The organism is Sphingobacteriales bacterium, from assembly GCA_016700115.1.
Taxonomy (GTDB): Bacteria; Bacteroidota; Bacteroidia; order Chitinophagales; family UBA2359; genus UBA2359.
In genome coordinates this window covers 4,766,608-4,781,687 of the sequence record CP064999.1, presented here as the reverse complement: position 1 = coordinate 4,781,687, position 15,080 = coordinate 4,766,608, and the positions used below count along the sequence as shown (strand labels likewise).

The window sequence follows — 15,080 nt, the reverse complement described above, 5'->3', positions numbered from 1 at the left end:
ACTAATCAATTTCTAAATAATTCCGAGTAGCAATGAATTCCCATTGTTAACTTACAAGACAGAAATTAGTTGCTTTTAAATATTTTCTTGAAAAACTAGGAGTGCTAACACTTAATAGCGGAGAATTTCGCAAAGCCTTTGCTACCAATAAATATAGCAGAAATACTAATGAATGTTAAAGTTTATCATTTTTTTGTTAAAAAAGCAGAAATTATGGTTAAAAGTTGGCTGAAAATATGGTAAAACGAATTTTTTTTATGATTTTTGCATTGCAAAGTCGAATGTCTGCATTGTAATCTATTCAATCACTACAACTCAAGCTCTTAAAGACGTATGGAGTATTTACTTCGAAAACTATTATTCACCGTAATTCTCTTCTTCTCTGCAACAACACTCATCCTTCTTACCCCTACCAATGCTAATCTTACCAACCGTTTTGCGAACGGAAGTCCTTCTGCAAGCGAAACGGCGTATAACATTTATGATAACTACATAAAAAACCTTTATCATGAATGTGCTCTTGCCTCCAAGGGGTTGAGTTACAATACTTTCAAACTTGCTGTTACCGGCTACTACAATCTGAAAAAAGAAGAACGGCTTCCTGCTGGAAAATCTCATTTAGCCATCGTAGATTTTACAAAGCCCTCCAATGAGAAACGATTATTTATTTTAGATATAGCTGCCCGAAAATTAGCTTACTATACTTACGTGGCACATGGTAAAAACAGTGGTCTTGTTTATGCCGAACGATTTTCCAATAATCATGAGTCGCTGCAAAGCAGCCTTGGATTTTACACAACAGACGAAACTTATATAGGTCAGCATGGCTATTCTCTCCGCTTGGATGGAATGGATAAAGGATTCAATGAAAACGCCCGTTCAAGAGCTATTGTCATGCACGGAGCATCTTATGTTGGAGAAGATTTTGTTAAAAGGCATGGCAGAACCGGATTGAGTTGGGGATGTCCTGCCGTGTCTGAGGCTGAGAGCAAAGAGATCATTGACTACCTAAAATCGGGTAATTGTATCTTTATCTATGGCAACAATATTGATTATCTAAACAGCTCAAAATATTTAAACTTCGGTTCTGCGGTTGATTTTTTTGCCAAAAACAACCTCTGATGAGGGAACTGTTGTAAAAATCTTTCATTCATCAAAGGGTTGATCATCTCGCTTGTTTAAGTGTCTGAATTTTAATCTTTCAGATACCTCAACGCTTTTTCCAAATCTTCCGGCGTATCTATCGCTATATTATCATAGTCAGTTACCTGTGTGTGAATGGAATATCCGTTTTCTAACCATCGCAACTGTTCTAATTTCTCAGCATTTTCTAATGAAGAAGTTGGAAGTTGAACCAATTCATTCAAAATGGAACTTCTGAATCCATACATTCCAACATGACTGTAAAAAGTATGTACACGAGGAAGATTTATTGAATTGGCGATATCTCGAACATAAGGAATCATTTGCCGGCTAAAATAAAGGGCTTTTTTATGTTTGTCAAGTATAACCTTGGGTAAATTAGGATTCAATAAGTCTGAATTATCTGTGATTATTTTTACTAAAGTGCCTATTTGAATTTGAGGATTCGAAAATAACAAAGCAAGTTCATCAATTTGATTGGGATGAATAAAAGGTTCATCTCCCTGAATATTGATGACAACATCAGCCTGCAATTTTAAAAGATTAAAAGCTTCAGCACATCTATCAGTTCCACTTTGGTGAAGATAGGAAGTCATTACCACTTGGCCTCCGAATTGAAGGACTTGATTGTAAATTCGCAAGTCATCGGTAGCTACCCAAACTGACGAAAGTTGAACAGATTTTTTGGAATTTTCATAAACCCTTTGTATCATTGTTTTACCGTTTATTAAACAAAGTGGTTTCCCTTCAAAACGGGTAGAGGCATATCGGGCAGGTATAATTCCTACAATTTGCATAATTGGGTTTTATAGTGTTTGGAACAATTGTTTTTAATCACTTTTCTTGAAAACTAAAACAAATTAGTATGAAAAATCATTTTTGCATATTCTTGTTTGTTATTTGTTTTTCGACCGGCTCCCTTATTGCACAAACTAACTTTCCCTGTAAAACTTTGGCTACGAAGGATGAAATAATTGCTTGTTCTGTCATGCAATTATTAGATGCAACTTTAAAGATGGACAGTATATACCAGGTTCAGGTCAATAAATCTAAAACGGACTCGCTATTGCGAATCCGGGAAAATCACAAACTTTGGAAGAAATTTTCGGAAAGTATCTGTCAATGTGAAGCTGATAATTATTCAGACTTATCTACGGCAACCATCAATGAATATCAGTGCCTGACACGAGTTACCAATGAATATATCAACCACTTAGAGATGATGAGCCTGGACAATCAGGAACAAAAACCATAGTGCTTAATTCAACATAGGGTTTTCAGGGTAATTAGACATTACTTTATATTCCCCACCCATGTCTGACAATACTTTTCGCCAGACAGTATCCGGTTGATCCATAAAAATATACTCCGGTAAACAATTTGCTACGATCCAGGAATTTGTACTCATTTCGTCTTCTAACTGCCCTGAATCCCATCCGGAATATCCAATAAAGAATTTTATTTTACTGCTGTCAATTTGTTTAGTATTGATTAAACTATAAAGCACATCAAAATCGCCCCCCCAATACAAATCTTCTCCCAATTTTACAGAATTTGGAAGCAAATCCCCATAACTGTGGACATAATGCAGCGTGTTAGGTTCAACAGGGCCGCCATAATACAATTTTGCATCTAAAGCTTCGAGTTCCGGTATTGCATCTTTAAGCTTGTGGCTAATTTCTTTGTTGATAACAAAACCAAATGAACCTTCTTTCTTATTATGGGCACATAACAGTATTACGGTACGTTTAAAATTTTCGTCAGGCATAAAAGGCTCTGCGATTAACAATTTTCCTTTTTCCGGTTTATTGCTCACATGAAATCAGTTTAAAAATTTGGATGATTGATTTAGTTCACATTTAAATGAATGAAAGTAGTCTTATAACTGGTGTTTGTTCAAATAATTCCAAAACCTCGAATATACCCTTTAATATAAAACCCGGTCAAATTTATGTCTATACTTCACAGATAAAGGATGCTCAATGCCAAGATTTCGAAAAAAAGCAATGGTAATTTTTCGGTTTAATCCTTGCATATAATTTTTATCAATGGACACCGCTTCTATCAATTCGGTGATTGCTTTTTCTGTATCATTTGCTAAAACTGCTTGTTTGGCCGCGGATAAATGCTCTTCAACTTTGGAAGGTGGAGATGAGATGGCGGTAAATTGAGCTAAAGCAGCAAAACTTCGGATATCTTCTGCTTTTTCGTTCCATTTATCAAACTCGCCTATATTTTTTACTAATTCAAGAGCACGCACAGGATTTTTCCAAACTATCTTTTCTGCCAATACAAGTTGAGCAGGAATAAAAGCCGGATGTTCAGCAGAAAAGGTTTCCAATGCTTCTATTGCAAGATTTTCATTTTGAGGGTTGTCAAACATTTTGAGAATTTCCTCTAACGATTCTTGTCTTTTGTCCGGCAAATTAGTGGTCAACCATTTTTCGATCTGATTTTTGGGTAAAGCACCGACAAATTCTGATTTCACCAATCCTTTAAAAATCATTTTTATTGCCGGAATACCGCGAACATCATACTGATCAGCGATTTCGGGAAATTCATCCGTATTGATTTTAACTAAATTCCAGACACCTTCAGCTTGTTTTGCCAAATCTTCTAATATGGGACCTATAAATTTGCATGGCCCGCACCAAGGTGCCCAAAAATCTACAACGACAGGAATTTTATAACTCAAATCCAGCACTTCTTCTCTAAAATCAAATGCTTTCATAGATGGCTTATCACGTTTTTAGTGGTTTTATTGTCGGCTTGAATTGACAAATATACAAGAAATTGAGTTGATACGGAAAAATTTAACAACCTTTTTTAATCGCAATTTAAACCTGAACAAACAATTATCATCTATGTATGCAAAACCGATAAACATGAAAAACATACTTCTTCTCTCGTTCTTTATTCTTATTTCGGGATTAGTAACAGACATTCAGGCACAACGTACGCCTGTTCCCGCAACAAATGGCAACAACAAAACCACTACAAATAAAAATACAACGGTTAACAAAACACCGGCCACAAAAACTACCACCAATACCGGAGTAAAAACTACCAACGGCACGACTTCACGAAACATGCCCAAAATCCCTACCAAAACTTCTTCAACTGCTATTGGTATTCGCTTAGGAGGAGGTACAATGGGAGGTGAATTGGGATTAAGTTTGCAACAAAGACTCAATACAAATAATTATCTGGAAGCAATTGTAGGACTTAATAAGTACGACTACAGGCTGACCGGATTTTATCAGTATCATTATCCTCTTGCTGTAAAAGGGTTGAATTTGTATGGCGGTGTCGGAGCCCATGTAGGGAAAACCAGAAGCGGCGGAATTGCAGATATAATTGACATCATCAACGGAGATGTTCCTGATGTTAGTGGCCCCGGTATATTTACAGGAGTTGATGCTATCGGTGGCTTAATGTATAAAGTTCCGGGAATGCCTATCAACTTATCTTTGGATGTTAAACCGGCCTATTCTTTTAATAACCACCCAAAACCTTTTGAAATTGGTGCAGGACTTACTGTTCGCTGGACTTTTGGTTCCGGAGGAGGAGGTGGAAACGGTTCCGGCAACGGTAATGGAAACGGAAACGGAACAAATGGTGGAAACGGCGGTGGAAGTGGAAACGGAAATGGAAACAATACCGGTACTCAAACCAAAGACGGCAAAGTAAAACCTTATCCCAACGGAAACACAAATAACGGTACAAACACTAATACCAATCCTACTAACAATACAAACAACGGTGGCGGCGGTCGAGGAAATACAACCAATCCTACCAACAATACTAACAACAATAATGGCGGTAGCGGCGGAGGAAACGGAAATGGTGGAGGTGGTGGAAACAGCAACGGTGAAACCTATGACGACGGTGGACAACCTTAATCCAAACTATCCGAATACTACTAAACTAGCACTTGATTTTTAGAAAGACCCTATAAGTTAAACCATGAAAAGCCCCCTAATATAAACATTAATCCTATGAAAACCATGATTTAGATATTTGTCTTATTATGGTTTACGTCGCCTTACTTAATTGTGGGGCGACGTTTTTTTTTGCTTCAGAACTAATCTACCTTTGTCCGGAAAATAGTTTTGGTTTACAATGCTTTTCTATGAGCAGAAAGAATATCGCTATTATTGGTTCCGGAATTGCAGGAATTGCCTGTGCCATCAGATTGGCTAATTCAGGACATCAGGTAACAATATTTGAGGCAAATTCTTGCCCGGGAGGGAAACTGACTTCTTTTACTCAAGATGGTTACAGGTTCGATGCCGGACCTTCTTTGTTTACTCAACCATTTTATATTGACGAACTGCTGAATCTTACCGGAAAAAATTCACCGGATATTTTTGCTTATACCCGATTGCCAATAGTGTGCAAATACCTTTATGAAGACGGAACAGTGATTAACGGGTATGCTGATGTGTACGAATTTGCACAGGAAATTTATAATAAAACAGGAGTAGCCCCGGAAATGGTTATACAGCATCTTGGCAAAAGCGCTCAATTATATAAGATAACCTCTAAGGTCTTTTTGGAAAATTCACTGCACCGGTTTCAAACTTATCTATTGCCTGACACCTTATCGGCTATCCCCCAATTGTATAAACTTAATATGTTTACAACCATGCACGGGGCAAATGTATCAAGATTCAAGGACCCTAAAGTGGTACAGCTTTTTGACCGGTTTGCCACCTACAATGGTTCAAATCCATACATTGCACCCGCTACCCTAAACATCATACCACATTTGGAGCATAATATCGGAGCCTATTTTCCCGGAGGCGGGATGCAAAGTATCACCAACGTCTTATACCAGTTAGCAAAGGAAGAAGGGGTAGATTTTAGATTTAATGCGAATGTTCAGCAAATAACAGTTGAAAATAAAAAGGCAAAAGGTGTGGTTGTTGACTACGATTTTTTGCCATACGATACAGTTATTAGTAATTCAGATGTCTGGAGAACCTATCGCAACCTTATGCCGGATCAAACACCACCCGAAAAAATTTTAAATCGCCCGAAATCAAGTTCGGCTATAATTTTTTACTGGGGAATAAACCGGTTATTTCCGCAACTTGATTTACACAATATCTTTTTCAGCCGCGACTATCAGGCTGAATTTCGACATATTTTTAAACTCGGGGAGTTATATCATGACCCAACCGTATATTTGAATATTAGTTCAAAATACTGTCCGGAAGATGCACCGCCGGGTTGTGAGAACTGGTTTGTCATGATCAATGTTTCACCGGATACAGGACAAAACTGGGCAAAAATAGTGGCTATTGCAAGAGCTCATATAATTGACAAACTAAACAGAATTTTACAAATCAACTTACACGAACTGATAGTTACCGAATCCGTACTTGACCCAACAGGCATTGAAAACAAAACCGGTTCGCATCAAGGGGCTTTATATGGCAGCAACTCAAACAGTATTTGGTCTGCCTTTTTCAGGCATCCTAATTTTAGCTCAAAAATCAGCAACCTCTACTTTTGTGGAGGAAGTGTTCATCCTGGTGGGGGAATTCCTTTGTGTTTACAATCAGCCAAGATAGTTGCCCGATTGATTGGCAGCTAAATGCTCTTGCGATTAATATCTGATTGAATTGACCCCGATTTTAGTGCTGTTACCTCTATACAAATCAAAGTCAGTAGCATTGACTGAGGCATCGAAGTTTAAATCACCATCGAGATATTGTCCTGACATTCCGTTTTGAGGGTAATAGTAGTTAAAGTCGTGAACAGTAACCACTCCATCACCGTCAAAATCGCCTGCACAAAGGGCATATTTACCTAACCCAACCTGAATAAGCTGGCGTTGGTTGGATACTGCTGCTTCTGAAGCACTGAAATCATAGACGACTGTATTTGGCAACTGAACTGGGACAGAACTCAAAATTGAAACATGGTTTCTGTGGTGAAGGGAAACATAATAATTACTTCCCGGAGCAATGCCGTTAAAAGAAACACCGGTTGAACTGCCTACGGCATCTCTGATTGTTCCATCCTGAAGAATTACCGCAGCTTTTTCTGCCAATAAAATAGCTGGATTGGTTCCATTTCTAACCTGAACCAACACCCAATCAACAGTATTGGGGGGCAACTGTCCAATATTGGTAGCAAATTCGTTGCCGCTATAATTCCATGGATTGCGGTTAAAGGTTTGAGTCAGTGGAAGGAGGGAAGAGGTAAGCAAATTATTGGTCATGTTATTGATCAGTGCATTATAAGGACCTTGTAACAAAGCTTTAATTTTGACTTCCACGGTAGGCACGAAATTGCCTTGTACTGAAATATTGTCTAAATAAAGATAGTTGCCATGCCCGTTCACATTCACGAAATTGATACGAACGACCTGACCATCAAAGGCAGACAGATCTACCGTTTCATTACGCCATTGGCTGCAACCGGATGGAGTAAATGCAGAGGTGGTGGAAGGAGCTGTTGCCAACACAGATCCGGCTTTATTGTAAACTTCTATGCCGTTTGTACCACATTCGTCCACCAGAACTTTCAACCGGTCGAAATAAGAACTGTTGTAGGGGGCATAAGCCACACTAAAAGTGAGTGAAGAGACGGTATATTGAGTGAGATCAACGGATACGCTGACAATATCGGTAGTTCCTGTATTGGAATTGTTGAAATTGTTGATTCGCAAGGCGTTGCCATTACAGGAAGTTCCAGTTTGCAGGGTCCATGTATAGGAATCGCCGGTTGTATTGGTGATGGTAAAAGATGCAGGAATGCCTCCGCTGAAGTTTTCGGTAAACGGCGCAATGCCGGTTAAAGGTTGAACGACTACGGCGTTTGGCAAGGTATAACTATTGCTGCCAATCGGATTTGTAGCCATCAGTGTGGCACTGTAAGTTCCGGGAGAATTGTAAAATACAGTTGGATTTTGTTCCGTAGAGGTGGCCGGTGTACCTCCGGGAAAAGACCATGACCATGCTGTTACTGCAGGTGAAGAATAGTCCATATATTGAATTGATTGTCCCGGACATACTGTTGAGTTCCCCTGTACATTAAAGGTTGTTGCAGGAGCTTCAGTCAATTCGAGAACTTTATACTGGTACATTCCTTCAGGAGCAGTGATTGGCCTTACCTGTGTTTTTCCGGAAACTGCGGTTGCTTCGATATAGTAAGTAACTGTTGCGCCCTCAGGTTGTGCCGGTATAGTTCCTGTCCAGATATGATTGGCCGGATCGGTCAGAGTCATTTCAACCGGATAGGGTGATGGAGGATCGGTAATGCTGGTACTCCAGTATAAAGTGGCTGAACTGATTCCGGAAGCATGTTGAATTCGTGCTAAAACGGTGCGACTGTCGGTAAAGTAAGTGTCGCGCAGTTTTGGGTGTGCAATCAGAAGCGGGTCGTCAGAATAAACCAACTTCGTAATACAGTGCAATGCGCCACTTGCAGTAATGATGGAATTGCAGTTGATTCCAATGACATTGTATCCGGGAAGGTTTTCGCGGTAAATGCGCAAAGCTGTTGTATCGTATTGCTCCGAATAAGTAGGAACAAGAATTGTTTTATTGATAAAAATAGAATTGGCATAAGTTCGGTAATCACCACCTGAACTTGGCCATCCTCCGTTTCCACTTGGGGGCATGGGTATGTTGACTACTTTGTATTGATTGCCAAATGCAGTAGTAAAATTATTTACTACATAATTGATGTTGGCAGCTATCTGAGGTCCATCAGAAACTCCGGCAGGGTATTGTCCAACCAAAAGCGTTTCTTCATCAATCAGTTTCATGTGCATGTCAATATGGTGGATGCCGTCATAAGGCAAAACAGGCATTTTGATATATCGGTTGATACCCATAAACTGTTGCATCACATCATCTATTTCAGCTTCTGATTTTGTCGGATTTTCATCCAAAACCAGATTTGAAGAAAATCCTGTTCCCAAACCATCACACATAAAATTACCACCTGTATGAATGATATCATAAGGCGATTGGGTCATTTCATAAATCGGTACTCCGGCTTGGGTGGCAATAACTTCCGGAAGCACATCATCGAGCGGACGCGGGCGATTATAAATCCAATCATTGATAATAAGCGTTTCCACGTCGTTTAAATAACCCGCCTCAGGTCCGTAATCTCTCATCCAAACACTATTATAAGGGGCAGTAATCATCACAATACTTTCGTCAACGGTAACTCCTCCGGCAGTCAGATAATTGGTAACAGTTGTTGGGTTGCTGCAAATAATATAGACCGTACATTCTTCTTTAGCATAGCGCACAATTTCACGAAGGATTGATGTATAAGATGTCCAGGTGATGCAAATTGCTTGCGCTTCTTCCCATTCGGCAGCTGTTCTTACCGGTGAAGTAGGAGGAGTGGTAATTCCGGAACGGGAACTGTTTTTGATTTGCTCGAGATATTCCGGCATCATTTCCCTTTCCTCAGGGGTCAGTCCTTTGGGCAAATTACCATGTTGCTGGGCAGAAATATTAAGGGAAATCAAGCATATACTTAGAAGGAAAAATGTAATCTGTTTCATGGAGAAATGATTTATGTACTGCCAAAGTTACGACCTGAATTTTATTTTCTCTATTGCAAATAACTTTTTTGAAGGATTTTTATAGGATTTCCAAATTTGTTTACTAAAACAACATCATTTTTAAAACTAAATTCTACCTTAGATTTTCTTAAAAAGTTTAGCTATTTTACTTAACTCCAAAATTTTATACCAAATGAAAACATTGTTAAAGGCTGTATTATTTTTAGTTTTAGCGATTTGCGTTTTGTTAGCAGTTGGTGCTACCGTAATTTTTGTGCGGGGAATACCTAAATATGATCCGGTTAAGTACGAAGCAAAAGTTGAAGTAACCCCGGAACGGGTGGAGCGGGGAATGAAACTCGCTTCGATGCTTTGCAACCATTGCCATTTGAATGAAAAAACCAATAAGCTGACCGGACGAAGTATGACTGAAGTAGAAGGTTTTGGTGAAATAAACAGTTTGAACATTACTCAACATCCTGAAGCAGGGATAGGCAAATGGACAGATGGAGAATTGATTGCCTTTATCCGCACAGGAATCAGACCGGATGGGCAATATGTTCCGCCATATATGGTCAAACTACCTAAACTTTCTGACGAAGACATGAACTCTATCATCGCTTTTCTGCGTTCTGATAATCCTTATGTTCAGCCTGACCCCACCGAGCTATCTCCTACTAAACCCAATTTCTTCGCCAAATTCTTATCCAATATTGCTTTTAAACCTTTTGAAATGCCATCAGGTCCTGTACCGGAGCCGGATACCACCAATATAGTAGCTTGGGGGGAATATCTTACTTTATATCAATTGGAATGTTATTCCTGTCATTCAAAAGATTTTAGCACCAACAACTTTGCGGAACCCGAAAAATCGGAAGGTTATTTTGGAGGGGGAATTAAATTGATAGATATGGATGGCAAACCTATTCTTACCAGAAATCTTACTCCCGACAAGGAAACCGGAATTGGAAACTGGACAGAAGAACAGTTTGTTAAAACGCTTAAATACGGAATCAGGGAAGGAAAACCGGCAGTCAGATATCCGATGCTTCCTTATTCACAATTAACTGATAGTGAAGCAAAGGCTATTTTTGCTTTTTTAAGAACAGTTCCACCCCTCAAAAATGAAATCGAACAATTATAGGTAGAAGTACCTGATAAAATGTAAATTCCGATTTAATTAAAAGGGTGAAATAGCGAGAAAACTTGTTTCACCCTTTTTCAATTTAAGCTTGCAACTTTGGGTTGACTGTATTATCACCAAACTTAGCATTGATAGCTTCTATAAAATCGAGCATTTCTTCTTTGCCTTTTTTCTTCTCTGCCGATGTCATCAACATTTGAGGCAAAGTCTCCCAGGTTTGAAGCATCGCTGTTTTAAAAACTTCGATGTTTTTTGGAGTAAACTTTTTGTCGTCAATTTTGGTAAACACAATCACAAAAGGGATTAACCGCTCTCCTAACCAGTTTGCAAACTCCAAATCGCTTTGTTGTGGAGGAATACGACTGTCTATCAACAAGAAAACACATTGCAAATTGTCACGCTTAACTAAATAGTTTTGAATAAACTGTTCCCAAGCTTTTCGTTGTGTTTTAGAAACTTTGGCATAACCATAACCGGGTAAATCAACTAAATACCATTGATTGTTAATCAGAAAATGGTTAATTGTTTGTGTTTTACCGGGAGTAACCGATACTTTAGCCAAAGCTTTCCGACCGGTAAGCATATTAATCAATGAAGACTTCCCCACATTTGAGCGTCCTATAAAAGCATACTCCGGCAGAGTAGGAGCAGGGCATTGGCTTAGCTTGACGAAACTGCCGATAAAATTTGCAGAAATAATATTCATAATTGCAGGCGTTCATAATGTTGAACCGGCAAAGATAGTACAGAATAGCCTGTTTTTTGCTGTATTGACCCATCCTCATCCCGCATCTGATAAATTCAACTTGAGTTGGAGACCATTCTTTTCAATAAAGTTCAGTATTTGGTTTGTAATTTCTAACTGAACTAAACTATGTATTAAATGCAACATCCCAAAATCAAAATTAACGTACCTGAAAAAAAGCAGGATCGCTCCAATTGCTGCATCCTGAACTGTTGATGGATCTTACCTGAATCCAAATTTTTGTTCCGGAAACCATTCCCTTGATGGTAATTTTTCTTTTTGTGCTTAATATATGAGTTTGCCAAACCGAATCTTCGCCAAAGGAGTTAAAGGAATACCTACATTCATACATGTCAATATGAGGGATAAATTTGCAGGTTAATGTCGCTTCACCGGATAAATAGCCATCCTGAACTTTCAAAATTTCCGGTGTTTGTGGGGCATGTTTAACCCTCACTGAACTGTCATACAGTTTAAATCCGGTGGTGAGCAAGATGGTTTTTTGGTTATTGCTCTGTATCGTCAAATTTTTAGAAAGCCTGCGCAATCCGTTTATTAATTGACGTTTTTTTTGAAGTTTAACGGTCTTTTCTAAAATTCCCCTGTTTCGGGCTTTTATAAGAGCCTCGGTATATTCATCAATCATGATAGTAAGTTCTGAAAGGGTGGGCTTTGTGGTAGGGAAATAGATATTGCCGTCTAATTTTGACCGGACAGTAAAAGCAAATGTCTGAAGATCGCTTTCTTTATATTTCTGAAATTCGGTGGTTAATTTGTAAATTGGCATGTGCAAAAATGGTTTAAAGGAGTTAAAGTTAAGTTTAAAACAACTCAATCACTATTTACTTTAATAGGGATATAAATCTTGTTGTTGATAATTTATTTAGCAATCAAAATAAAGAGCAGAAAGCAGATTGTACAATTGAGAACTACTATAATACAATATCTAAAACAAATTTAGTCCAATTAAGTTTCAATTTCTCTCAAATAAAATGCAAAAAAAATTGGCAAACTGTATAATTAGTGTACTTTAATTCATACTGAATAATTTTGGGTCTGAAGAAGTAGGGTGATTATTAGTTTAAGGATGAATAATGGAATAAGAAATGATTGAATTCTTGTTTTCAAAAAAGAAATTGAAACAAGAAACGGGGCATTTCCATCTTCATTTTTTTTGAATGAAATAAGTAACCGTACATTTCTTACCTTAGAAGTTTTCATTGAAACCGGAAATAGTTCAAATCTTACTTGATTAAAAGTAACTGAAATAAGAAACGGGTTATTTCCTGCTTCATAAACAATTAATAAGAAAAGAAACGGATTAAAACCTGTTTCAAAAAGTTTTAAAAAGTCAATATTATTTGATTTTAAGGCAATTAAAATTAGATTGTTTACCTCAAATCCTGGGAACGTTCGTCTTTTAAATTACCAAATTGTAATCAATTTGATCTTAAATGCTTTAATACAAAGATTCACCACTACTTTGCAGTGGATTTTTAAACATACCTCTCCTGTTTGATGATTTAAACGATTGGAGATGTTGACTTTTCCAAAACTAAGCCATTTTCAACACAATTTGGATTTACTGAATTCTGATTGAGATTCTTCAATACTGCCATATATGTTGCAAATCTGCTTCTTGAGTCGTTTAACATTTGTCAAACTTGGGTTAGTTTACACATTTTTGTTTTTCTCACCTATTAATAAGGTCTGTACTCAAACAGTTTTCCCCCCCAATATTTATGGGGACACTTTACATGCACCTTTTTACTACGGGGTAGCTTCCGGAGATCCCCTTTCTGACCGCATAATTATTTGGACCAAAATTACTCCTGAAAATTCCGGAGTTTCAGAATTGACGGTTGAATGGGAAATGGCAACCGACACCTCCTTTTTATTAATTTCACAAACCGGCTCTTCAACGGTAAATGCAGAAACTGACTGGACTGTAAAAATAGATGTCGAAGGGCTAATGCCCAATACCGTTTATTATTACCGGTTTAAATTACCTGATGGCTCTGTATCAACAACAGGAAGAACCAAAACTTCCGGAATTGAAAATGTAACCCATTTAAGACTTGGTGTTGCATCTTGCAGCAGTGTTTTTTCGGGCTTCTTCAATGCCTATCGTCAGATAGCAGAAGAACCGGTTTTGGATGCTTTTATACATTTGGGAGATTATATCTACGATTTTGTTGACCCCGAAGAGCAAATCAGAGTGCCACAGCCGTACCCTCAAAACCCGATAAATCTGGCTCAATGGCGAGAACGTCATGCCTATTATTTGTTAGATCCCGATTTAAGAGCAGCACGTTGCCAACATCCCTGGATTGCTATTTGGGACAATCACGATATAGAACAAAGTGATTGGGAAGATATCACCGGTTCAAAGCGGGCTTTTTGGGAATATTTGCCCATTCGCTCACCTGATACCGCCAACGTAAACCTCATATACCGCAGTTTTAAGTTTGGAGACTTGCTCCATTTATTGATGTTGGATGTCTTGCTGCATCGCAACGAGAGTGAGATTAGTCCGGGTGTTCCGAGCATGTTGGGCAACACACAATACAACTGGCTGGAAGAAGAATTGACCGGTTCCGAACAGGTTTGGAGAGTAATAAGCTCTTCTAAAATGGTTGGAACCTGGAGTTTAGTGGGTTTGCCTCCATTGGGCTTTGGTGATGGGGATGTAGCTGACCTGAACACCTGGGACGGTTTTCCTGAAGAACGTTTAAGGGTTTTACAGTTGTTAAACGACCTCAATCTGTCAGATAATTTGTTCCTGAGTGGGGATTCTCATATCTCAATGATGATGGATTTGCCGTACAACCCATTGGACTCACTTACCTATGACAAAAGTACAGGTCAGGGGTCGGTTGCTATCGAAATGTTGCCAACCAGCATCAGCAGAGGTAATTTTGACGAAAGTGGAATTCCACCTACACTGATTAATATCATTTCCAATTTGTTTAGAAACCTTAACCCACACGAGCTTTACAATGAACTCACTCAACATGGATATGGTTTTGTTGACATAACTGCCGACAGTTTGGTCGCCGAAATCCGGCATTTTCCGATTTTAAGTCAAAGCAACACTTATACGGTTGGAACCAGAATGGTTGCACTAAATGGTCAAAATCATTGGGATCGGGAAAGCGCATTGTCCACTACATTTCCAACTGTTTATTCTTCCAACGAATTTACCATATTTCCCAATCCGGCACAGAACAAGGTGATTGTAAAATTTCAAACCAAACCTCTTTCCAACGAACATTTAACCCTAACTAATTTAGAGGGTAAAACAATAAAAATCATAACCACTAATGATACAGGAAATAATAATCAGTTGACAATTGACCTGAACGGCTTGGAAAAGGGTTATTATATTATCTCCTACCGCAAAAAAGGCTTGATCCTGAGTAAATTATAAAGCTGCTATTTGAGTTATAGTTGTAATACAGAAAGAATTGAATGATACAGAATCCGCCGGTTATGACATGATCAAAAAG

General features: G+C 38.4%; 12 protein-coding genes. 6 read left to right on the top strand and 6 right to left on the bottom strand.

Annotated elements, in window-relative coordinates; translation table 11 throughout:
* Positions 1–333 precede the first annotated feature (333 nt).
* On the top strand, positions 334–1,122 hold the full coding sequence (locus IPM47_17040; protein QQS28536.1) for a murein L,D-transpeptidase catalytic domain family protein: 789 nt from the start codon (positions 334–336) through the stop codon (positions 1,120–1,122).
* Positions 1,123–1,193: 71 nt separating this feature from the next.
* Here the strand turns inward: IPM47_17040 and kdsB are convergent, their stop codons facing one another.
* Entirely contained in the window at positions 1,194–1,940 is a 747-nt protein-coding gene (gene kdsB, locus IPM47_17035; protein QQS28535.1) for a 3-deoxy-manno-octulosonate cytidylyltransferase, read from the bottom strand.
* A 68-nt stretch (positions 1,941–2,008) separates the two neighbouring features.
* Between kdsB and IPM47_17030 the strand changes: the two genes are divergently transcribed.
* Positions 2,009–2,398, top strand: a complete 390-nt coding sequence (locus IPM47_17030) for a hypothetical protein (GenBank protein QQS28534.1) — start codon at positions 2,009–2,011, stop codon at positions 2,396–2,398.
* Positions 2,399–2,401: 3 nt separating this feature from the next.
* On the opposite strand, the gene IPM47_17025 is transcribed toward IPM47_17030, so the two are convergent.
* Positions 2,402–2,911, bottom strand: a complete 510-nt coding sequence (locus IPM47_17025) for a YqgE/AlgH family protein (GenBank protein QQS31514.1) — start codon at positions 2,909–2,911, stop codon at positions 2,402–2,404.
* A gap of 159 nt (positions 2,912–3,070) precedes the next feature.
* Positions 3,071–3,874 (bottom strand): tetratricopeptide repeat protein, encoded by an 804-nt coding sequence (locus tag IPM47_17020; GenBank protein QQS28533.1) that lies wholly within the window; start codon positions 3,872–3,874, stop codon positions 3,071–3,073.
* A 154-nt stretch (positions 3,875–4,028) separates the two neighbouring features.
* Here IPM47_17020 and IPM47_17015 point away from each other — a divergent pair, with 154 nt between their 5' ends.
* On the top strand, positions 4,029–5,045 hold the full coding sequence (locus IPM47_17015) for a hypothetical protein (GenBank protein ID QQS28532.1): 1,017 nt from the start codon (positions 4,029–4,031) through the stop codon (positions 5,043–5,045).
* 230 nt (positions 5,046–5,275) lie between these two features.
* Complete coding sequence (gene crtI, locus IPM47_17010) at positions 5,276–6,745, top strand: phytoene desaturase (GenBank protein QQS28531.1); 1,470 nt, start codon at positions 5,276–5,278, stop codon at positions 6,743–6,745.
* A 12-nt stretch (positions 6,746–6,757) separates the two neighbouring features.
* Here crtI and IPM47_17005 read toward each other — a convergent pair whose 3' ends face one another.
* Positions 6,758–9,682: an agmatine deiminase family protein gene (locus IPM47_17005; protein QQS28530.1), complete on the bottom strand. Its 2,925-nt coding sequence runs from the start codon at positions 9,680–9,682 to the stop codon at positions 6,758–6,760.
* A 193-nt stretch (positions 9,683–9,875) separates the two neighbouring features.
* Here IPM47_17005 and IPM47_17000 point away from each other — a divergent pair, with 193 nt between their 5' ends.
* Complete coding sequence (locus IPM47_17000; protein QQS28529.1) at positions 9,876–10,826, top strand: c-type cytochrome; 951 nt, start codon at positions 9,876–9,878, stop codon at positions 10,824–10,826.
* A gap of 82 nt (positions 10,827–10,908) precedes the next feature.
* Here the strand turns inward: IPM47_17000 and IPM47_16995 are convergent, their stop codons facing one another.
* Both IPM47_16995 and IPM47_16990 read right to left on the bottom strand, forming a co-directional pair.
* Positions 10,909–11,532: a YihA family ribosome biogenesis GTP-binding protein gene (locus IPM47_16995; GenBank protein QQS28528.1), complete on the bottom strand. Its 624-nt coding sequence runs from the start codon at positions 11,530–11,532 to the stop codon at positions 10,909–10,911.
* 199 nt (positions 11,533–11,731) lie between these two features.
* Positions 11,732–12,358 carry a fibronectin type III domain-containing protein gene (locus IPM47_16990; GenBank protein QQS28527.1) on the bottom strand — a complete coding sequence of 209 codons (627 nt, stop codon included), beginning with the start codon at positions 12,356–12,358 and terminating at the stop codon, positions 11,732–11,734.
* 852 nt (positions 12,359–13,210) lie between these two features.
* On the opposite strand from IPM47_16990, the gene IPM47_16985 reads away from it, so the two are divergent.
* Positions 13,211–15,001 carry an alkaline phosphatase D family protein gene (locus tag IPM47_16985; GenBank protein QQS28526.1) on the top strand — a complete coding sequence of 597 codons (1,791 nt, stop codon included), beginning with the start codon at positions 13,211–13,213 and terminating at the stop codon, positions 14,999–15,001.
* Positions 15,002–15,080: the final 79 nt, after the last annotated feature.